20 protein-coding genes are annotated in these 19,253 nt (G+C 56.5%); 7 read left to right on the plus strand and 13 right to left on the minus strand.

The window, feature by feature from the left end:
• Window positions 1–44: 44 nt before the first annotated feature.
• The 4 genes from AX755_RS08105 to fecE are packed head-to-tail and all read left to right on the plus strand — an operon-like array spanning window position 45 to window position 3,657.
• Window positions 45–947, plus strand: coding sequence for a Fe(3+) dicitrate ABC transporter substrate-binding protein FecB (locus AX755_RS08105; RefSeq protein WP_062856580.1), 903 nt, complete (start codon window positions 45–47; stop codon window positions 945–947).
• On the plus strand, window positions 944–1,942 hold the full coding sequence (gene fecC / locus AX755_RS08110; RefSeq protein WP_104668936.1) for an iron-dicitrate ABC transporter permease FecC: 999 nt from the start codon (window positions 944–946) through the stop codon (window positions 1,940–1,942). The genes AX755_RS08105 and fecC overlap by 4 nt, the downstream gene beginning before the upstream one ends.
• Window positions 1,939–2,889 carry a Fe(3+) dicitrate ABC transporter permease subunit FecD gene (fecD, locus tag AX755_RS08115; protein ID WP_062856582.1) on the plus strand — a complete coding sequence of 317 codons (951 nt, stop codon included), beginning with the start codon at window positions 1,939–1,941 and terminating at the stop codon, window positions 2,887–2,889. The genes fecC and fecD overlap by 4 nt, the downstream gene beginning before the upstream one ends.
• Entirely contained in the window at window positions 2,890–3,657 is a 768-nt protein-coding gene (fecE, locus tag AX755_RS08120; protein WP_062856583.1) for a Fe(3+) dicitrate ABC transporter ATP-binding protein FecE, read from the plus strand.
• A 46-nt stretch (window positions 3,658–3,703) separates the two neighbouring features.
• Here the strand turns inward: fecE and AX755_RS08125 are convergent, their stop codons facing one another.
• Together AX755_RS08125 and ssb1 are read right to left on the minus strand one after the other, a co-directional pair.
• Entirely contained in the window at window positions 3,704–4,339 is a 636-nt protein-coding gene (locus AX755_RS08125; protein WP_062856584.1) for a hypothetical protein, read from the minus strand.
• A gap of 100 nt (window positions 4,340–4,439) precedes the next feature.
• On the minus strand, window positions 4,440–4,964 hold the full coding sequence (gene ssb1 / locus AX755_RS08130; protein ID WP_003860284.1) for a single-stranded DNA-binding protein SSB1: 525 nt from the start codon (window positions 4,962–4,964) through the stop codon (window positions 4,440–4,442).
• A gap of 251 nt (window positions 4,965–5,215) precedes the next feature.
• On the opposite strand from ssb1, the gene uvrA reads away from it, so the two are divergent.
• Entirely contained in the window at window positions 5,216–8,038 is a 2,823-nt protein-coding gene (uvrA, locus tag AX755_RS08135; RefSeq protein WP_013095069.1) for an excinuclease ABC subunit UvrA, read from the plus strand.
• Window positions 8,039–8,041: 3 nt separating this feature from the next.
• Here the strand turns inward: uvrA and AX755_RS08140 are convergent, their stop codons facing one another.
• The 6 genes from AX755_RS08140 to dnaB all read right to left on the minus strand — a co-directional run bounded on the left by AX755_RS08140 (window position 8,042) and on the right by dnaB (window position 13,685).
• Window positions 8,042–8,395, minus strand: a complete 354-nt coding sequence (locus tag AX755_RS08140) for an MmcQ/YjbR family DNA-binding protein (protein ID WP_013095068.1) — start codon at window positions 8,393–8,395, stop codon at window positions 8,042–8,044.
• 2 nt (window positions 8,396–8,397) lie between these two features.
• Window positions 8,398–8,814 carry a secondary thiamine-phosphate synthase enzyme YjbQ gene (locus tag AX755_RS08145; protein ID WP_013095067.1) on the minus strand — a complete coding sequence of 139 codons (417 nt, stop codon included), beginning with the start codon at window positions 8,812–8,814 and terminating at the stop codon, window positions 8,398–8,400.
• Between the two features lie 112 nt (window positions 8,815–8,926).
• Window positions 8,927–9,640, minus strand: coding sequence for an acid phosphatase AphA (aphA, locus tag AX755_RS08150; RefSeq protein ID WP_013095066.1), 714 nt, complete (start codon window positions 9,638–9,640; stop codon window positions 8,927–8,929).
• Window positions 9,641–9,857: 217 nt separating this feature from the next.
• Window positions 9,858–11,051 carry an aromatic amino acid transaminase gene (gene tyrB / locus AX755_RS08155; protein ID WP_062856585.1) on the minus strand — a complete coding sequence of 398 codons (1,194 nt, stop codon included), beginning with the start codon at window positions 11,049–11,051 and terminating at the stop codon, window positions 9,858–9,860.
• A 125-nt stretch (window positions 11,052–11,176) separates the two neighbouring features.
• A complete protein-coding gene (alr, locus tag AX755_RS08160; protein ID WP_062856586.1) occupies window positions 11,177–12,256 on the minus strand; it encodes an alanine racemase in 1,080 nt (359 codons plus the stop codon).
• Between the two features lie 16 nt (window positions 12,257–12,272).
• Window positions 12,273–13,685: a replicative DNA helicase gene (gene dnaB, locus AX755_RS08165; RefSeq protein ID WP_013095063.1), complete on the minus strand. Its 1,413-nt coding sequence runs from the start codon at window positions 13,683–13,685 to the stop codon at window positions 12,273–12,275.
• A gap of 60 nt (window positions 13,686–13,745) precedes the next feature.
• Here dnaB and AX755_RS08170 point away from each other — a divergent pair, with 60 nt between their 5' ends.
• Window positions 13,746–14,729 (plus strand): quinone oxidoreductase, encoded by a 984-nt coding sequence (locus AX755_RS08170; RefSeq protein WP_013095062.1) that lies wholly within the window; start codon window positions 13,746–13,748, stop codon window positions 14,727–14,729.
• 184 nt (window positions 14,730–14,913) lie between these two features.
• Here AX755_RS08170 and pspG read toward each other — a convergent pair whose 3' ends face one another.
• The 4 genes from pspG to AX755_RS08190 all read right to left on the minus strand — a co-directional run bounded on the left by pspG (window position 14,914) and on the right by AX755_RS08190 (window position 18,339).
• Entirely contained in the window at window positions 14,914–15,156 is a 243-nt protein-coding gene (gene pspG / locus AX755_RS08175) for an envelope stress response protein PspG (protein WP_013095061.1), read from the minus strand.
• A 136-nt stretch (window positions 15,157–15,292) separates the two neighbouring features.
• Window positions 15,293–16,288: a tRNA dihydrouridine(20/20a) synthase DusA gene (gene dusA, locus AX755_RS08180; protein ID WP_013095060.1), complete on the minus strand. Its 996-nt coding sequence runs from the start codon at window positions 16,286–16,288 to the stop codon at window positions 15,293–15,295.
• An 82-nt stretch (window positions 16,289–16,370) separates the two neighbouring features.
• Window positions 16,371–17,630, minus strand: coding sequence for a conjugal transfer protein TraF (gene traF, locus AX755_RS08185; RefSeq protein WP_201747483.1), 1,260 nt, complete (start codon window positions 17,628–17,630; stop codon window positions 16,371–16,373).
• A gap of 220 nt (window positions 17,631–17,850) precedes the next feature.
• On the minus strand, window positions 17,851–18,339 hold the full coding sequence (locus AX755_RS08190; protein ID WP_057072790.1) for a cupin domain-containing protein: 489 nt from the start codon (window positions 18,337–18,339) through the stop codon (window positions 17,851–17,853).
• Between the two features lie 115 nt (window positions 18,340–18,454).
• On the opposite strand from AX755_RS08190, the gene zur reads away from it, so the two are divergent.
• Window positions 18,455–18,967, plus strand: a complete 513-nt coding sequence (gene zur / locus AX755_RS08195) for a zinc uptake transcriptional repressor Zur (protein ID WP_013095057.1) — start codon at window positions 18,455–18,457, stop codon at window positions 18,965–18,967.
• A gap of 69 nt (window positions 18,968–19,036) precedes the next feature.
• On the opposite strand, the gene AX755_RS08200 is transcribed toward zur, so the two are convergent.
• A complete protein-coding gene (locus tag AX755_RS08200) occupies window positions 19,037–19,246 on the minus strand; it encodes a CsbD family protein (protein ID WP_020686626.1) in 210 nt (69 codons plus the stop codon).
• Between the last annotated feature and the right edge of the window lie 7 nt (window positions 19,247–19,253).

Consider the following 19,253-nt stretch of genomic DNA (forward strand, 5'->3'; position numbering starts at 1 on the left):
TGCAGGTCGGGTCAGCGAAGCGCTACAGGACACAGGCTACTCACATGTTCATACCCTTACGCACCCTTTTCGCCGCTCTGCTGCTGATTGCCGGCCACGCCTTTGCCGTTACGGTTCAGGACGAACGTGGCACGTTTACGCTGGATAAAACGCCGCAACGGATCGTGGTACTGGAACTGTCGTTCGCGGACGCGCTGGCCGCCGTAGACGTCAGCCCGGTCGGTATTGCCGACGATAACGATACCCACCGCATCCTGCCCGAGGTGCGCGCGCGCCTGAAACCCTGGCAGTCCGTCGGCACGCGTGCGCAGCCGAGCCTGGAGGCGATCGGCGCCCTGAAGCCGGACCTGATTATTGCCGACAGCAGCCGTCATTCAGGCATTTATGGCGCATTGCAGAATATTGCCCCGGTATTATTACTCAAGTCACGTAACGAAACGTACGCGGAAAATCTGCAGTCTGCCGCCATCATCGGCGATGTTGTGGGGAAATCAGCACAGATGAAGGCCAGGCTTGCGCGTCATAAACAGCTAATGGCGCAGTGGGCCAGCCAGCTGCCAAAGGGAACGCTGGCAATCTTCGGTACCTCCCGGGAACAGCAGTTCAACCTGCACACCCGGGAGACCTATACCGGCAGCGTCCTGACCGCCCTTGGGCTAAAAGTGCCGACGGCGATGGCCGGGGCATCCATGCCGTCTGTTGGGCTGGAGCAGCTTCTGGCGCTCAATCCGGCCTGGCTGCTGGTTGCGCATTATCGCGAAGAGAGCATCGTTAAGCGCTGGCAGCAGGATCCGCTCTGGCAGATGTTAACCGCGGCGCAAAAACAGCAGGTTGTTTCGGTCGACAGCAACGCCTGGGCGCGGATGCGCGGTATTTTCGCCGCCGAACGCATCGCCAGCGATACGGTAAAAATCGTTCATCACCAGCCTTTATCCGATGTGAAATAATGCTTATCAGACATCCGGTGCTACGGTGGGGCCTCCCCACTGTCGCGCTCTTGCTTCTTTTCTGGCTGAGTCTGTTTTGCTACTCGGCCATTCCCGTTTCCGGGGCTGACGCTTTTCGCGCCCTGCTGCCTGGCCACGCGCCGACGCTCCCCGAGGCGCTGGTGCAAAACCTCAGGCTACCGCGTAGCCTGGTCGCGATCCTGACCGGTGCAAGCCTGGCCCTGGCAGGCTCGCTCCTGCAAACCCTGACGCATAACCCCATGGCCTCTCCTTCCCTGCTCGGCATTAACAGCGGGGCAGCGCTGGCCATGGCGCTCACCAGCGCGCTGAGCACAACGTCGGTGGCCGGTTTTTCCCTCTCTTTCATCGCCGCATGCGGTGGCGGCGCGAGCTGGCTGCTGGTAATGACCGCTGGCGGCGGATTTCGCCATACGCAGGACAGAAACAGGCTGATCCTCGCGGGTATCGCCCTGTCGGCCTTTTGCATGGCCCTGACCCGCATTACGCTGCTGCTGGCGGAAGATCACGCTTACGGCATTTTCTACTGGCTTGCAGGAGGCGTTTCACACGCCCGCTGGCAGGAGTTCTGGCAGCTCCTGCCGGTGGTGGCCTTTGCCGCGCCGGTCGTGCTGCTGCTGGCGAAGCAGCTGAATCTGCTTAATGTCAGCGACAGCACCGCCCATACGCTGGGGGTGGATCTGCCGAGGCTGCGCCTCATCATCAACGTACTGGTTCTGCTTCTGGTTGGAGCCTGCGTCAGCGTGGCGGGTCCGGTGGCCTTTATCGGGCTGCTGATGCCGCATCTGGCACGCTACTGGACAGGATTCGATCAGCGCAGCGTCTTACCGATGAGCATGCTGCTGGGTGCGATGTTTATGCTGCTGGCTGATGTACTCGCCCGCGCGCTGGCTTTCCCCGGCGATCTTCCCGCCGGCGCGGTACTGGCGCTGGCCGGTGCCCCTTGTTTTGTCTGGCTGGTCAGGAGGCGGGGATGAAAAAGGTGCTGGCCATCGTGCTTGCCCTGGCAGGGTGTTCCCTGCTGTCGCTCCATCTGGGCGTAATCCTCGTTCCGTGGCGTTCGCTGCTGACCGACTGGCAGCCCGGACGCGAGCACTATTACGTATTGATGGATTACCGCCTGCCGCGCCTGCTGCTGGCGCTGTTTGTCGGTGCGGCCCTCGCGGTGGCGGGTGTGCTGGTGCAGGGGATCGTACGTAATCCTCTGGCCTCGCCGGATATCCTCGGCATCAACCATGCCGCCAGCCTTGCCTCTGTGAGCGCTTTACTGCTTATTCCGTCGCTGCCGGTGATGGTCCTGCCGCTGCTGGCGTTTGCCGGAGGTATGGCGGGTCTTTTCCTGCTGAAAATGCTGGCAAATACCCGACAGGCGATGAAGCTGGCGCTGACGGGGGTTGCCCTTTCAGCCTGCTGGGCAAGCCTGACGGATTACCTCATGCTCCTGCACCCGCAGGATGTGAACAGTGCTCTGACGTGGCTGACCGGCAGCCTGTGGGGACGAGACTGGACCTTTGTGAAAATTGCCGTGCCGCTGCTGATGGTTTTCTTGCCCCTGAGCCTGCGTTTTTGTCGCGATCTTGACCTGCTGGCCCTGGGCGATGCCCGGGCCGCCACGCTCGGTGTATCGGTATCCCGCACCCGGTTTCGGGGCCTCCTGCTGGCGGTTGCCATGACCGCAACCGGCGTGGCCGTCTGCGGCCCCATAAGCTTTATCGGCCTCGTGGTGCCGCATATGGTGCGAAAAATTACCGGCGGGAGACACCGCAGGCTATTGCCCGTTTCTGCCCTGACGGGCGCGCTGTTACTGGTCATCGCCGATCTGCTGGCGCGGGTGATTCATCCACCGCTGGAGCTTCCGGCAGGCGTTATGACTGCGATTATCGGCGCGCCGTGGTTCGTCTGGCTGCTTGTGAGAATGCGATAAATGACGTTACGAACTGAAAATCTGTCCCTCCGCTACGGCACGCAAACGGTGCTCGACGGGCTATCTCTTACGCTGCCTGCGGGAAAGATCACCGCGCTGCTCGGCCCGAACGGCTGTGGAAAATCGACGCTATTGAACTGCTTTTCCCGGCTGTTAACCCCTGAGTCCGGGACAATACTGCTTGATGAACAGCCTGTCGCAGGTATGACGGCCCGCCAGCTGGCTCGTCGTCTGGCCTTGCTGCCGCAACACCATTTAACGCCCGAGGGGATCACCGTTCGGGAACTGGTCTCTTATGGCCGCAGCCCGTGGCTACCGCTATGGGGGCGCTTATCCGTTGAAGACAACGCCCGCATTAACGTGGCCATGAGCCAGACCCAGACCCACGTTCTAGCTGACCGGCGGTTAACCGAACTTTCTGGCGGACAGCGCCAACGCGCGTTCCTGGCAATGGTGCTGGCGCAGGATACCCCCGTCGTACTGCTTGATGAGCCAACGACGTATCTGGACATTAATCATCAGGTTGAGCTGATGCGTCTGATGGGTGACCTCAGGACGCAGGGAAAAACGGTGGTCGCGGTGCTGCACGATTTAAATCAGGCAAGCCGCTACTGCGATTATCTGGTGGTGCTGGCAAGCGGACGTGTGATGGCGCAGGGTGCGCCAGAAGAGGTGATGACGCCCGCGTTGCTGAAAGCCGTGTTTAACGTGGAGGCGGAAATCCATCCGGAGCCGGTATCGGGCAGGCCGATGTGTGTGGTGGTGTAGTTTTTTTACCGCCCGTAGCCGCTTTGATCACCGCGCATTAACACACCTACGCGCTAATCGGCAGCGGAAATTTACTGATAATCGCCAGTCTGTTCTGGTGGTGCTCTTCATCGCCCCAAAGCCAGTTCACCTGATCGCCTATATCACTGTCTTTGACAATCGGCCGCATTTCACAGGTGATCATGTCGTACGCATACAAATGATGCCCACTGGCGATGGCATCATACAGACGTGATTGCCAGAAGCTCATGCCATCTCGTGTCTGATGGCGGTCTGTAACAATGACGTTATATTTTTCCAGTAAATAGTGAGAAAACACTTTTCCTGGCAAATCGCGCAACACGCCACGGTGCGACGGTTTAGGCGAGCGCCATATCAGGATTTGCGTAACCGGCATGTAATTCAAAAAAGCATCTTTCTGATAAATCACGCGATTGTAGTAAACAATCTCCTGCGTAATTTCATTGACCAGCGCCAGTTCAAAGTGCTCATTAGGAATATCAGCAATTCGATTTTCAGCTCTGACAAAATGATATCCCGGCGGGAATGGGCCAAAACTCAGCTCGTCATCGACTGACGCACGAAGGGAAATTTCATTCAGCAACGTCGTATTATGGCTGTCCACTGTAAGCATTGCGAATGTCTTCTGAACGTCTGCGGGATCAAAGAGTTGTTGTGGCATAGCTCCTCGCGGATGAGATGGGTCAGGCACCAAATATAACGTGATGAGAATTAAACAAGAAGCCCTGCAACAGCAGGGCTTTCTTTAGTGCTGAAGACAATCAGAACGGAATGTCGTCGTCGAAGTCCATTGGCGGTTCGTTAGACGGTGCCGGTGCGGACTGCTGCTGCGGACGAGACTGCGCGCCGCCGCTGAACTGGTTGCCGCCCTGTGGCTGCTGAGGCTGGCCCCAACCGCCCTGCTGCTGGCCGCCACCTGCTGGAGCGCCGCCGCCCTGACGGCCTCCCAGCATCTGCATGGTGCCGCCAACGTTTACCACCACTTCAGTGGTGTACTTTTCCTGACCGGATTGATCGGTCCATTTGCGGGTACGCAGTTGGCCTTCAATATAAACCTGAGAGCCTTTACGCAGATACTCACCGGCCACTTCTGCCAGTTTGCCAAACAGCACAACGCGGTGCCATTCGGTCTGCTCTTTCATCTCACCGGTCGCTTTGTCACGCCAGGATTCGGAAGTAGCCAGCGTAATGTTGGCAACTGCGCCACCACTCGGCATGTAGCGTACTTCCGGGTCCTGGCCCAGATTACCGACGAGAATCACCTTGTTTACGCCTCTGCTGGCCATGTTCGTGTCTCCTGAATACGTTTCTTAATAGTGTAAACGCGCGAGTGTACCATTTCCACGCGTCAATTTGCATAGTTGCGTGGCGGGTTCAGAAATCTCTCGCGAACTCGGCATTGTTACACAGCTAATCAGAAAATGCATTCCAATACTGTATATTCAAACAGGTTAAATTGTGTCATAATTAGCCGTTTCTGACAGCCGTTTGTCCTTCAAACAAACCAGGCAATCCGTGTTCCAACCGGGAAAGGTGAATGGATAAGATCGAAGTTCGGGGCGCCCGCACCCACAATCTCAAAAATATCAACCTCATAATCCCTCGCGACAAACTCATCGTCGTGACCGGGCTTTCGGGGTCTGGCAAATCCTCACTGGCTTTCGACACCCTGTATGCCGAAGGACAGCGCCGTTACGTTGAATCACTCTCTGCGTATGCGCGCCAGTTCCTGTCATTGATGGAAAAACCGGATGTAGACCATATCGAGGGGCTTTCGCCTGCTATCTCTATTGAGCAGAAGTCCACCTCCCACAACCCGCGTTCAACGGTCGGTACCATTACCGAAATTCATGACTACCTGCGTCTGCTGTATGCCCGCGTAGGTGAGCCGCGCTGCCCGGATCACGACGTGCCGCTGGCGGCGCAGACCGTGAGCCAGATGGTGGATAACGTGCTGTCGCAGCCAGAAGGCAAACGCCTGATGCTGCTTGCCCCAATCATTAAAGAGCGTAAGGGCGAGCACACCAAAACGCTGGAAAACCTGGCAAGCCAGGGGTATATCCGCGCCCGTATCGACGGCGAGGTGTGTGACCTGTCCGATCCCCCGAAGCTGGAGCTGCAGAAAAAACACACCATCGAAGTGGTGATTGACCGCTTTAAAGTGCGTGACGATCTGGCGACCCGTCTGGCGGAATCCTTTGAAACTGCGCTGGAACTCTCTGGCGGTACGGCGGTGGTCTCCGATATGGACGACCCGAACGCGGAAGAACTGCTCTTCTCCGCCAACTTTGCCTGCCCGATTTGCGGCTACAGCATGCGTGAGCTGGAGCCACGACTGTTCTCCTTTAACAACCCGGCGGGAGCCTGCCCGACGTGTGACGGCCTGGGCGTACAGCAGTATTTTGACCCGGACCGCGTGATCCAGAATCCGGAACTGTCGCTGGCTGGCGGTGCGATCCGTGGCTGGGATAAGCGTAACTTTTACTACTTCCAGATGCTTAAATCGCTGGCAGAGCACTATAAGTTCGACGTGGAAGCGCCGTGGGCCAGCCTGAGCCCGAACGTGCACAAAGTGATCCTGTTCGGTTCCGGTAAAGAGAACATCGAGTTCAAATACATGAACGATCGCGGCGATACCTCCGTGCGTCGCCACCCGTTCGAAGGGGTGCTGCACAACATGGAGCGCCGCTACAAAGAGACCGAATCCAGCGCGGTGCGCGAGGAGCTGGCGAAGTTCATCAGCAACCGCTCCTGCGCCACCTGTGAGGGCACGCGTCTGCGTCGCGAAGCGCGCCACGTGTTTGTCGAAAACACGGCGTTGCCGACCATTTCAGACATGAGCATCGGTCACGCAATGGACTTCTTCAACAACCTGAAGCTCTCCGGCCAGCGGGCGAAGATTGCCGAAAAAGTGCTGAAAGAGATCGGCGACCGTCTGAAATTCCTGGTGAACGTCGGCCTGAACTACCTGACGCTTTCCCGCTCCGCAGAGACGCTGTCCGGCGGTGAAGCCCAGCGTATCCGTCTGGCCAGCCAGATTGGCGCGGGCCTGGTGGGCGTCATGTATGTCCTGGACGAACCGTCCATCGGCCTGCACCAGCGCGACAACGAGCGTCTGCTCGGAACGCTTATTCATCTGCGTAACCTCGGCAACACGGTGATTGTGGTCGAGCACGACGAAGATGCGATCCGTGCTGCCGACCATGTGATCGACATCGGCCCGGGCGCGGGCGTGCACGGCGGCCAGGTGGTCGCGGAAGGCACCCTGAAAGACATCATGGCGGTGCCAGAGTCGTTAACCGGCCAGTACATGAGCGGCAAGCGCAAAATTGAAGTGCCGAAACAGCGCGTGGCGGCGAACCCGGAAAAAGTGCTGAAGCTCACCGGCGCTCGCGGCAACAACCTGAAAGACGTGACGCTGACGCTGCCCGTCGGGCTGTTTACCTGTATCACCGGCGTATCCGGTTCCGGTAAGTCGACGCTGATCAACGATACGCTGTTCCCGATTGCGCAGACGGCGCTGAACGGCGCGACGCTGGCCGAACCTGCACCGTACCGCGACATTCAGGGGCTGGAGCATTTCGATAAAGTTATCGACATCGACCAAAGCCCGATTGGCCGTACGCCACGTTCCAACCCGGCGACCTATACCGGCGTCTTCACGCCCGTCCGTGAACTCTTCGCCGGTGTACCGGAAGCGCGTTCGCGCGGCTACACGCCAGGACGTTTCAGCTTTAACGTTCGCGGCGGCCGCTGTGAAGCCTGTCAGGGCGACGGCGTGATCAAGGTTGAGATGCACTTCCTGCCGGATATCTACGTGCCGTGCGACCAGTGCAAAGGCAAACGCTATAACCGTGAAACGCTGGAGATTAAGTACAAAGGCAAGACCATCCACGAAGTGCTGGATATGACCATCGAAGAGGCGCGCGAGTTCTTTGATGCCGTGCCTGCGCTGGCGCGTAAGCTGCAGACGCTGATGGACGTAGGCCTGACCTACATTCGTCTGGGGCAGTCAGCGACCACGCTCTCTGGAGGTGAAGCGCAGCGCGTGAAGCTGGCGCGTGAGTTGTCCAAACGCGGTACCGGGCAGACGCTGTACATTCTCGATGAGCCGACCACCGGTCTGCACTTTGCAGATATCCAGCAATTGCTCGACGTTCTGCATCAGCTTCGCGATCAGGGCAACACCATTGTGGTCATTGAGCACAACCTGGACGTGATTAAAACCGCGGACTGGATTGTCGATCTCGGCCCGGAAGGCGGCAGCGGCGGCGGTGAAATCCTCGTCTCCGGTACGCCAGAGACCGTTGCAGAGTGCGAAGCCTCGCACACCGCGCGCTTCCTTAAACCGTTGCTGTAATTGTCACACGGAGAGTTGCTGTCGGGTCGCTTCCGGCAGCAGCTCAACCGCCTGCTGATAAGACGCGTCCACCAGGTAGTAAATCTGCGACCCCGGGAGTGAACCGTCGAGATAGACCGTACTCCAGTGCGCTTTGTTCAGATGTTTGCTCGGCCGGACGTCGTCGTGCTGCTGACGTAATAGCTCCGCCAGCTCCGGGCTGGTTTTAAGCGACGCCGCCGGGCGGCCTTCCACCTCTTTCACCATCGCAAACAACACATCTCCCACTTTAATCTGCGTGGCTTTCCAGTCGCTGTGAACGCTCTGCTCCGCGCCTGGCTTACTCATGCAGTACTGCAGTAGCTCCGAAATTGTCATCTTTATTCCCCTTGTAGCGTTGCGATAATTTTACGCGAACCACCGTGAATGCGATGTTCTCCCAGCCAGATCCCTTGCCATGTTCCCAGCAGAAGCCGCCCGTTGTGTACCGGCAGCATTAGCGATACGCCCAGCAGAGAAGATTTGATATGCGAAGGCATGTCGTCCGCCCCCTCATAGTCATGCTCGTAGGAGGCGTTGTCCGGAACGGTTTTCAGAAAATGCCGCTCCATATCAGACCGGACGGTGGGATCGCAATTTTCATTAAGCGTGAGAGAGGCCGACGTGTGCTGAAGCAGCAGATGCAGCAAACCCGTTTTGACGCGCGACAGGTCGCGGATCTGCCCGATAACTTCATCCGTCACCAGGTGAAATCCGCGAGGTTTAGCGCTTAAGGTCAGGGTTTGTTGGTACCACATGTGCTGCTCCGTTATGAAAGTGAATCTTTCTAAGTGTGCAGCAAGAAGACGAAAGGTAAAACCCGCAGCGACGAGATTTGATTAAAAAAGAGCCAAACTCGCCGCCAACGGTTTAATACTCTGAGTTCACAATGACCTCTTCGCCAAACTTCCCGGCCATTGGCAGCGGGCGATAGGTCGAGTTTGAGGCGCGTAACACCCTGATCCCTCTGGCTCCCACATCACGCGCGGCGCTGATATCGTTGTCTGAATCACCGTAGAAGACTTTGATATGTTTCTGCTCCAGCCACTGGGTTTTGGTGTTTTGTCCCGGTTTGTCACCCGCGAAAATCACCGGGTTCATGCTGGCCGCCGGGATCAGGAAATCATCCTGCAGGGTTTTAGAGACGGTTTCCGTTTTGGTCTGGCTGCGTCCGGTAACGAAGTAAATGCTGTCGCCGCGTTTTACATGCATGGCGATAAGCGCGCGAGCCACCTCTTTCGGGATGCTGAATTCGTCCCAGCCGTTGTTCATCTTTTCCCAGAACTCCGGGTTTTTCAGATACGCTTCGCTGTCCGGTGAGTATGTTTTTTTACCGCGCCAGAACCCGGGGCTGGAGAAGAGAACGGTATCGTCAATATCAAAGCCCACGGCCATTGGCGGGCGGCCCATCAGGCTGTTTTCAATCTGGGCTACAGATACCCAGTGAATGGGGGCTTGTTCAGCCAGAATAGCGGCGGTAGTGCCGGTGTAAAGCGGCGTCGGTGCGGAAGCGCGCGCGACGACCGTACTGTTAAGCGAGAACAATAAGCAGGCGGCGCTGAGCGCCAGTGTGATCTTGCGCATATTTTCCCCTGAATATTCAGTTTGTTATCGTTTTAATTTGAGCGACTGGTCAAAAATCTATCCGACCATAACCCCAGCGGGAGATGAAGGGAAGGAGTTTTTGCTTATGAGGTTGGATAAAAAGAAGAAGATCACAGAATGCCGGGCAACCTGTTTGTGCGGCCTGATGCCCTCATCCCGGCCCTCTCCCACGGGGAGAGGGATGGTGAGTAAGTACTTACATTACTGCAGCAAATGCCTGCGCCACGCGATGAACGTTGCTGGCATTCAGACCCGCCACGCACATACGTCCGCTGGCAATCAGGTAGACGCCGAACTCTTCGCGCAGACGTTCAACCTGTGCGGCGCTCAGCCCGGTATAGCTAAACATCCCGCGCTGTTTAAGCAGATAGTCGAAGTTATGCCCCGGTACGGCCTCTTTCAGCACGTTAACCAACTCCTGACGCATCGACAGAATACGCTTACGCATGGATTCCACTTCTGCAAGCCAGCTGGCTTTTAGCTGTTCGTCTCCCAGCACAGTCGCCACCACCTGCGCGCCAAAGTTTGGCGGGCTGGAGTAGATGCGGCGCACGGTCGCCTTCAGTTGCCCCAGTACGCGACCTGCCGCTTCGGCGTCTTCGCACACCACAGAGAGGCCACCCACGCGCTCGCCGTACAGGGAGAAGATTTTTGAAAACGAGTTGCTGACCAGAACAGGCAGACCGGCGCTGGCCACGGCACGGATGGCATAGGCATCTTCTTCCATCCCTGCGCCAAAGCCCTGATAGGCGATGTCGAGGAAGGGGATCAGGTTGCGCGCTTTCAGCACCTCAATCACCGCATCCCACTGGGCGTTGGTGAGATCTGCCCCGGTCGGGTTGTGGCAGCACGGGTGCAGCAGCACTATGCTGCGCTCTGGCAGGGTATTCAGTTTTTCCAGCAGCGCGTCAACGCGCACGCCGTTGGTTTCACTGTCGAACCATGGATAGGCCGCCACCTTAAAGCCAGCACCCTCAAAAATCGCCACGTGGTTTTCCCAGGTGGGATCGCTGACCCATACCCCTGAATCCGGGAAGTATTTTTTCAGGAAGTCCGCACCCACTTTAAGCGCACCTGAACCGCCCAGGGTCTGGATGGTTGCAACACGTTTTTGTGCGAGCACCGCGTGATCGGCACCAAACAGCAGCGGCGCGATGGCGTTACGGTAAGTATTGAGCCCTTCCATCGGCAGATAAAGAGAAGCACCGTGCGGGGCGGCGTTAAGACGCGCTTCCGCTTCAGCAACGGCTTTCAACTGAGGAATAATGCCGTCCTCGTTGTAATACAGACCAATGCTGAGATTCACTTTGTCGCTGCGAGGATCTTCTTTGAAACGCTCCATTAAGGAGAGAATGGGGTCGCCGGCGTAGGCGTCAACTTTCTGAAACACGCGATGGTTCTCCGGAATTCGATGAGGCAGGGAATTCAACAATAAACCGGATATGACAGAAGATCGAGCGTTTAACCTGTTCCATGCCGGGTCAGGCAACGCTGCCCCCCGGCATTCACAGCAGTTTAATCGATGTACTTCATTGCCACCCTTGATGTCAGGCGCGTTATAAGTTCGTAAGCACTCACTTTCGTGATTTCCGCGATGCGTTCGACGGGCAAACCGTCACCCCACATCACCACATCGTCGCCCGCTTTATCCTGGGCATCGGGGCCCAGATCTACGCAAATCATGTCCATCGCCACGCGACCGACAATCTTCACTTCGCGGCCATTGACCAGAACCGGCGTACCGGACGGCGCAGCACGTGGATAACCGTCGCCATACCCCATCGCCACCACACCCAGCCGGGTGTCACGCGCGCTGGTCCAGGTGCCGCCGTAACCCACCGGTTCCCCCGCCTTGTGCTCACGCACCGCAATCAGCTTAGACACCAGGGACATCACCGGCTGGAAGCCAAAGTCCGGCCCCCAGGGTCTGTTCTCCAGCGGCGATACGCCGTAAAGAATAATCCCCGGACGCGCCCAGTCGAAGTGCGACTGCGGCCACAGCAGAATGCCACTGGAGGCCGCGATAGAGCGCATCCCCGGCTTGCCTTCGCAGAAGGTGTTAAAGGTGTCGAGTTGTTGTTCAGTAGCGCCGCAGTCAGGCTCATCAGCCCGGGCAAAATGGCTGACAATATTTACCGGCTGGCGGACATTTTTGCACTGGCACAGACGCTGATAAAACGCCTGCGCGTGTTCCGGACGTACGCCCAGACGGTGCATGCCCGTGTCGAGCTTCATCCAGACGGTGACTGGCTCGCTCAGCTCAGCGGTTTCGAGAGCGGAAAGCTGTTCTTCGTTGTGTACCGCCGTGTGCAGATGCTGGTCTGCAATGGTCGGCAGGTCTGCAGCCTCAAAAAAGCCTTCGAGCAGCAAAATCGGTTGGGTGATCCCCCCCGCGCGCAGGCGGAGGGCTTCTTCAAGACGGGCAACGCCAAAGGCGTCGGCATCGGGGAGCGTTCGCGCGGTCTCAAGAAGACCGTGTCCGTAAGCGTTCGCTTTCACGACTGCAACAAGTTTACTGGCAGGAGCCAGTTCACGCAGACGTTGCAGGTTGTGTCGCAGAGCGCGGCGGTTAATCACAACAGTTGCCGCTTGCATTTGATTTCCTTAGAAATTACTCATCATCATATTGAGGACCGGCATAGTTGTCGAAACGCGACCACTGTCCGTTAAAGGTCAGACGTACCGTACCGATAGGGCCGTTACGTTGTTTACCGATAATAATTTCGGCGATCCCTTTCAGGTCGCTGTTCTCGTGATAAACCTCATCACGGTAGATGAACATGATTAAGTCGGCATCCTGCTCGATGGAGCCGGATTCACGCAGGTCGGAGTTGACCGGGCGTTTGTCGGCACGTTGTTCCAGGGAGCGGTTAAGCTGCGAGAGCGCCACGACAGGCACATGCAGCTCTTTGGCTAATGCCTTGAGCGAGCGGGAAATTTCCGCAATCTCCAGCGTACGGTTATCGGAGAGCGACGGCACGCGCATCAGCTGAAGGTAGTCGATCATGATAAGGCCAATACCGCCATGCTCGCGGGCGATACGGCGCGCACGGGAGCGCACTTCTGTCGGCGTCAGGCCGGAGGAGTCATCGATATAGATGTTACGTTTTTCCAGCAGGATCCCCATGGTGCCGGAGATACGCGCCCAGTCCTCATCGTCGAGCTGACCGGTACGGATACGGGTCTGATCCACACGAGAAAGCGACGCCAGAGAACGCATCATGATCTGCTCAGATGGCATCTCCAGACTGAAGATTAAGACCGGCTTATCCTGCAACATCGCCGCGTTTTCGACGAGGTTCATCGCAAAGGTGGTTTTACCCATCGACGGACGCGCGGCGACGATAATCAAATCCGACGGCTGCAGGCCTGCGGTTTTCTTATTGAGATCGTCATAGCCGGTGTTAACTCCGGTTACGCCATCGTGCGGCTGCTGGAAGAGTTGTTCAATACGGGCGACGGTGGCATCGAGCACATCGGCGATGTTTTTCGGGCCTTCGTCTTTATTGGCGCGACTTTCAGCGATTTTAAAGACGCGGGATTCCGCGAGATCGAGCAGGTCTTCGCTGGTGCGACCCTGCGGATCAAAGCCCGCTTCGGCGATTTCATTCGCGACCGAGATCATCTCACGAACCACGGCGCGTTCGCGAACGATGTCCGCATAAGCGCTAATGTTCGCTGCACTTGGCGTGTTTTTCGACAGTTCTGCTAAATAAGCAAAACCGCCAACGCTGTCCAGTTGCCCCTGCCGCTCCAGCGATTCCGCGAGCGTAATCAGGTCAATCGGGCTACCGGACTCCTGCAGGCGCGCCATTTCGGTGAAGATGTGGCGGTGCGGGCGGGTGTAGAAATCGTCGGACACGACGCGCTCGGCGACGTCGTCCCAGCGCTCGTTATCCAGCATTAAACCGCCCAACACCGACTGTTCCGCTTCAATCGAGTGCGGCGGGACTTTTAACCCGGCGACCTGAAAATCACGCTCACGAGGTTCAGTCTGTTTGTTGAAGGGTTTGTTTCCTGCCATAGTGAATGGAGTTACCGAGATAAAGAGTGGGTCGAAAGATTACCACATTCTGGAGGAAGCATGGCAACACGTATTGAATTTCACAAGCATGGTGGCCCTGACGTACTCAACGCGGTGGAGTTTACCCCCGCCGCGCCTGGCGAAAATGAAGTGCAGGTTGAAAATAAAGCCATCGGCATTAACTACATCGACACCTATATTCGCGGCGGTCTTTATCCACCGCCGTCACTGCCGAGCGGTCTGGGTACCGAAGCGGCGGGCGTGGTCAGCAAAGTGGGCAGCGCCGTTAAGCATGTTAAAGAAGGCGATCGCGTGGTGTATGCGCAATCGGCGCTGGGCGCTTACAGCTCCGTGCACAACGTTCCGGCTGACAAAGTTGCCCTCCTGCCCAATGCCATTTCGTTTGAACAGGCCGCGGCCTCCTTCCTGAAAGGGCTGACGGTCTATTATCTGCTGCGCAAAACCTATGAAATCAAACCCGACGAGCAGTTCCTGTTCCATGCGGCTGCGGGCGGCGTAGGGCTCATCGCCTGCCAGTGGGCCAAAGCGTTAGGCGCAAAACTGATCGGCACCGTGGGGAGCGCGCAAAAAGCCCAGCGCGCGCTGCAGGCCGGCGCCTGGCAGGTGATTAACTACCGGGAAGAGAGCATCGTTGAACGCTTAAAAGAGGTAACCGGCGGCAAAAAAGTGCGCGTGGTATATGACTCGGTAGGGAAAGATACCTGGGAAGCGTCTCTGGACTGCCTGCAGCGCCGCGGTCTGATGGTGAGCTTCGGTAACGCGTCAGGCGCGGTGACCGGTGTGAATCTGGGTATTCTGAACCAGAAAGGCTCGCTGTATGTGACTCGTCCATCCCTGCAGGGCTACATCACCAATCGCGAAGAGTTGCTCGAAGCCAGTAACGAACTGTTCTCGCTGATTGCCAGCGGGGTCATCAAAGTGGATGTGGCAGATGCGCAGAAGTACGCGCTAAGCGATGCGCAACGTGCGCATGAGGTGCTGGAGAGCCGGTCAACGCAGGGGTCAAGTCTGTTAATTCCCTGATCCCATAAAAGAAATTGGGCTTCCCTGAGGAAGCCCTTTCTTTTTTTAGTTCGGCTGTATGTAGGGTACAGCTCGATGAATTCTTTAGCGGCAGCCATAGTGACAGATTCGATAAGTAAATCCTATTCCGTTCTAAGCAATGCCGCCGGAAAAGTTGCAGGTATGTGACGAACCCCTCAATACCTTAGTAACGAAAGCGGTTATTACGCTGATAAGTGGGCAGTTTTGGTGATTTAATCGCCCGTATAACCCACACCACCGCAACGGCCAGCAGCAGCCACGGCAGAAGTTTGATCGTCAGGGCAAATAATCCGCCAATAAACATGACCACTGTCGCCACCACAAGCGCTGCCAGAATGCCGAGCAGCGACACGCCGGTGGCTAACAGCATGACAAAAAAGCCAATCACAAAAAGCAGTTCCAGCATGGTTCTCTCCCACGAGTTCCCGAATGATGTCGCAATCATTACAAGATCCATGCCAACCCTAACATGTTGTTATAAAAGTAAAACGCCCCGCAAGGCTGTGCGGGGCGTGGTGAATTTGACGAATTTTTAGCGAGATTTATCGTTTATCTGCAACCAGGCGTAGCGCCTGTTCCAGCACTTCGATATCCGCGCCAGCTTTATGCGCGTTCTCGCTCAGATAGCGACGCCACTGGCGTGCGCCCGGGATCCCCTGGAACAGGCCAAGCATATGACGCGTGATATGGCCAAGGTAAGTGCCGTTACTCAGCTCACGTTCAATGTACGGATACATGGCCCGCACCACGGCAACCGGGTCAGTGTCTGCGCCTTCAACGCCGAAGATCTCGCGATCGACCGTCGTCAGAATACCCGGATTCTGATATGCCTCGCGACCGACCATCACGCCATCCATATGCGCCAGATGTGTTTTGGCCTCGTCGAGCGACTTGATACCACCGTTGATCGACATGGTCAGGTGCGGGAAGTCCCGCTTCAGTTGATACACACGCGGGTAGTCCAGCGGCGGAATTTCGCGGTTCTCTTTCGGGCTAAGGCCAGAGAGCCAGGCTTTACGCGCATGGATGATAAACATCTCGCACTCGCCCTTTCCGGCAACCGTATTGATGAAATCACACAAGAATTCGTAGCTGTCCTGGTCATCAATACCGATACGGGTCTTCACCGTCACCGGAATGGAGACCACATCACGCATCGCCTTGATGCAGTCCGCTACCAGCTGTGCGTTCCCCATCAGACAGGCGCCGAACATGCCGTTTTGCACGCGATCGGACGGACAGCCAACGTTAAGGTTAATTTCGTCGTAGCCACGTTCTTCTGCCAGCTTCGCACAGTGCGCCAGTGCAGCCGGATCGCTGCCACCCAGCTGCAGGGCAACCGGATGCTCTTCTTCGCTGTACGCCAGATAGTCGCCCTTACCGTGAATAATTGCACCGGTGGTGACCATTTCGGTGTACAGCAGCGTATGGCGGGAGAGCTGGCGCAGGAAATAGCGGCAGTGTCTGTCCGTCCAGTCGAGCATGGGCGCAATGGAGAAACGGTGTGCGGGAAAGGCAGTCTGGTGTTCTGACGACATGGCGAAGTTTTAAGCATCTGGTGGAAAAGGGGCGCTACTATAGCATAAAGAAAAGCCGGAGGCGCAACGCCTCCGGTGCCCTTTAGAACGTCATACTTAACTGTGCCCCTGCACCCCAGGTTTCATCTTCACCGTAGAGCCCCATCAGGTCGACGTGGACCGTGTTAAACGGTGCAAAACCGACACCACCGGTAAAGACGTTACTGTCATTCCCTTTCATATCGGCACGATAACCCGCCCGCACGGCCAGCCAGCTCAGCGGCGTCACTTCCGCACCCACGCCAACATACTGCGAGGTATCTTCGCTTTTAAAGCCTTTGGTTTCTGTCAGATCGCCATCGGCGGTCAGGGTCACCAGATCGTTGTGCCAGGCGGCACCGGCCGTCACCAGCGGACGGATTTGATAGGTGTCTTTATAGCTCACCACTTCCCCCGTGCGCCCGTTGCGGATGCGAATGTCCTTGGTGTCGATATCGCGCGACATCAGGTTTTGCCCGCTCACCCCGACCGTCCAGTGCTCGCCGAAATCGGCCGCGATACCGGCATCCACGTTAAAGCCGGTATCGTCTTTCCGGTAGCGGCTGTCGTTCCACTTGTTACTGTCGTAATCGTAAATTGAGGTGGTGTAGTTGTAGATCCAGGTTTTCTGCAGTTTTGGCGTGACGCCAAGGGAAACCGGGACGCCACCCAGATCGAACTGACGGGCAATGGCAACACCATAATCGGAGACAATTGCCGCCCGGCCAGACGCCGTAGAGTTAAGGTTTTTTGTGATTTGATCAGTACCGTTTAGCGCCGCATCCAGTGCCACGCCCGCCGCCACCGCATCGCTGTTTTGGATACTGCGCAGGTAATCAATATCTTGCTGATCGATAGAAGAGCTGACGCGCCCGTGGGCATAGCCTTTCGCCATAAAGGCCACGGAGAGCACATCGTTAGGGATACTCACCGCAATCCCCGCGCCTGCCGTAGCGCGTGCGGTTTTGCCTTTGAGATAGTCCAGTTCATCGGCAAGATCTTTTGCCGCTCCCTGGAACTGATTGATTGAGCCCAGCGGGTTGGTAATCACTTCGATGGGGGTCAGGCTATCAACCACATCCTTATAGTGATTGATTTTATCGTTGATGGTATCAATCTCATCCTGAAGATTGTCTTCATCCGTCACCTGCACGCCGACGGACGGTAAAATAACCGTCACATCATCGTCCGGTTTCGCCTTTGCCAATAACGCGGGGTTGATTAACGCCCCGCTGCCATAGCTGCCCGAAGCGACGCCCGTGCCACCCATTGCGTCGCTACGTGATTCTGTCCAGGTATTGGCTGCTCCCGCCTGATTTGCCATAAACAGGGAGACAGCGATGCTAACCACCGAAAATTTAAAATGTTTTTTCACAGTATGCTCGTCTTATTGTCGTTAATAACATCACCCTGTTTGTTATCACCCAAACAGGAACGAACTATTGCTGTGAATAAGTACAAAAAGACCCGCTATTTCCTTAAGTAAAACTCCGGACAGGCCTGTTGTTATTTGTGACGGCCCTCAATATTTATAGAAGAGGAAATTATTTTTTCCCAGGTTTTCCATCGTGCGGCCCAAAGAACTGAGGGGGATGATCAACCCAGCGATCTTCACGCGTGGCGGCATACTCCGGATTAAGCGGATAGTAGATTCGGTTGTGCTTCTTGTTAGCCTCGCCAACAACCAGTAATCGCACCTCTTCTTCGGTGTTATTAATAAAGGTATGGCAGACGCCGGTGCCAGCAGGAAACCCTACGCTGTCGCCGGGTTCAAGCTTCCACAAATAGCCGTTAATCCAGGCTTCCGGATACCCTTCCAGCACATAGATGAACTCTTCTTCGTCGCTTTCCGCGTGGGGATAGGAGGTTCGACGCCCGGGCAGCAAACGCTCGTGGTGAATACCGATTCGCCTGAGCCCCAGGTGACGAGCCAGCGGTGCACCGATGGAGAAAAGCTCGTTGCTGTCGGGATAGGTTGAATTATCTGGCTCTTCCACGTCTCGCCAGTGCCGAATACAGTCAGGTTTTTTCATCATTAATTTCCCGGTTTGCGATGGGTCAGGTATAGCACAGCCTGGCGGATCTCGGCGTTTTTACCAGAACATGGTAAAGTGAGGGTTTTCCAGCCTATAACATCCGAGGTGCTAAATGGATAAGTCCACAAAAGAGCTGTTAGCGCAGGCAGAGAAGCTGTGCGCGCAACGCAATGTGCGCCTGACTCCGCAGCGCCTTGAAGTCTTGCGTCTGATGACCCTGCAGCAGGGCGCCATCAGCGCATACGACCTGCTCGACCTGCTGCGCGAAAGCGAGCCACAGGCTAAACCGCCTACGGTCTATCGTGCGCTAGATTTTCTGCTGGAACAAGGGTTTGTACACAAGGTCGAATCCACAAACAGTTATGTGTTGTGTCATCTTTTTGACCAGCCAACCCATACGTCGGCCATGTTTATCTGCGACCGTTGTGGCGTGGTGAAAGAAGAAGGGGCGGAAGGCGTAGAAGATATTATGCATACGCTGGCGGCCAGAATGGGCTTTGCCTTGCGCCATAACGTCATTGAAGCACACGGATTATGCTCTGCGTGTGTAGAAGTGGAGGCCTGTCGGCATCAGGACGCGTGCCACCATGACCACTCTATCCTCGTAAAGAAAAAGCCGCGTTAACAGCCAAAACAAAGGCGGCCCATGGCCGCCCTCAGGTAGTACTTCCTTGTACTGTCGGGTATCACACGGTTACCAACGGTAGTCGTTGCGTTTTTCCCAGTCGCCGACCTCTTTTTCCGCCTGGTCTTTCTCGTAACCGTAGCGTTCCTGAATTTTACCGACAAGCTGATCGCGTTTACCTTCGATGACCGTCATATCGTCATCCGTCAGCTTACCCCACTGTTCTTTCGCTTTACCTTTGAACTGCTTCCAGTTGCCGCCGATTTCGTCTTTATTCATCATCGTG

The sequence above is a fragment of the Enterobacter sp. SENG-6 genome (assembly GCF_001605945.1).
GTDB classification, from domain to species: Bacteria; Pseudomonadota; Gammaproteobacteria; order Enterobacterales; family Enterobacteriaceae; genus Enterobacter; species Enterobacter cloacae.

What these genes read in the sequence shown, in the direction of transcription:
- AX755_RS08105 (WP_062856580.1), top strand. Translation starts at nt 45, where the DNA reads ATGTTCATACCCTTACGCACCCTTTTCGCCGCTCTGCTGCTGATTGCC.
- fecD (WP_062856582.1), top strand. Translation starts at nt 1,939, where the DNA reads ATGAAAAAGGTGCTGGCCATCGTGCTTGCCCTGGCAGGGTGTTCCCTG.
- fecE (WP_062856583.1), top strand. Translation starts at nt 2,890, where the DNA reads ATGACGTTACGAACTGAAAATCTGTCCCTCCGCTACGGCACGCAAACG.
- AX755_RS08125 (WP_062856584.1), bottom strand. Translation starts at nt 4,339, where the DNA reads ATGCCACAACAACTCTTTGATCCCGCAGACGTTCAGAAGACATTCGCA.
- ssb1 (WP_003860284.1), bottom strand. Translation starts at nt 4,964, where the DNA reads ATGGCCAGCAGAGGCGTAAACAAGGTGATTCTCGTCGGTAATCTGGGC.
- uvrA (WP_013095069.1), top strand. Translation starts at nt 5,216, where the DNA reads ATGGATAAGATCGAAGTTCGGGGCGCCCGCACCCACAATCTCAAAAAT.
- AX755_RS08140 (WP_013095068.1), bottom strand. Translation starts at nt 8,395, where the DNA reads ATGACAATTTCGGAGCTACTGCAGTACTGCATGAGTAAGCCAGGCGCG.
- AX755_RS08145 (WP_013095067.1), bottom strand. Translation starts at nt 8,814, where the DNA reads ATGTGGTACCAACAAACCCTGACCTTAAGCGCTAAACCTCGCGGATTT.
- aphA (WP_013095066.1), bottom strand. Translation starts at nt 9,640, where the DNA reads ATGCGCAAGATCACACTGGCGCTCAGCGCCGCCTGCTTATTGTTCTCG.
- alr (WP_062856586.1), bottom strand. Translation starts at nt 12,256, where the DNA reads ATGCAAGCGGCAACTGTTGTGATTAACCGCCGCGCTCTGCGACACAAC.
- dnaB (WP_013095063.1), bottom strand. Translation starts at nt 13,685, where the DNA reads ATGGCAGGAAACAAACCCTTCAACAAACAGACTGAACCTCGTGAGCGT.
- AX755_RS08170 (WP_013095062.1), top strand. Translation starts at nt 13,746, where the DNA reads ATGGCAACACGTATTGAATTTCACAAGCATGGTGGCCCTGACGTACTC.
- pspG (WP_013095061.1), bottom strand. Translation starts at nt 15,156, where the DNA reads ATGCTGGAACTGCTTTTTGTGATTGGCTTTTTTGTCATGCTGTTAGCC.
- dusA (WP_013095060.1), bottom strand. Translation starts at nt 16,288, where the DNA reads ATGTCGTCAGAACACCAGACTGCCTTTCCCGCACACCGTTTCTCCATT.
- traF (WP_201747483.1), bottom strand. Translation starts at nt 17,630, where the DNA reads ATGGCAAATCAGGCGGGAGCAGCCAATACCTGGACAGAATCACGTAGC.
- AX755_RS08190 (WP_057072790.1), bottom strand. Translation starts at nt 18,339, where the DNA reads ATGAAAAAACCTGACTGTATTCGGCACTGGCGAGACGTGGAAGAGCCA.
- zur (WP_013095057.1), top strand. Translation starts at nt 18,455, where the DNA reads ATGGATAAGTCCACAAAAGAGCTGTTAGCGCAGGCAGAGAAGCTGTGC.
- AX755_RS08200 (WP_020686626.1), bottom strand. Translation starts at nt 19,246, where the DNA reads ATGAATAAAGACGAAATCGGCGGCAACTGGAAGCAGTTCAAAGGTAAA.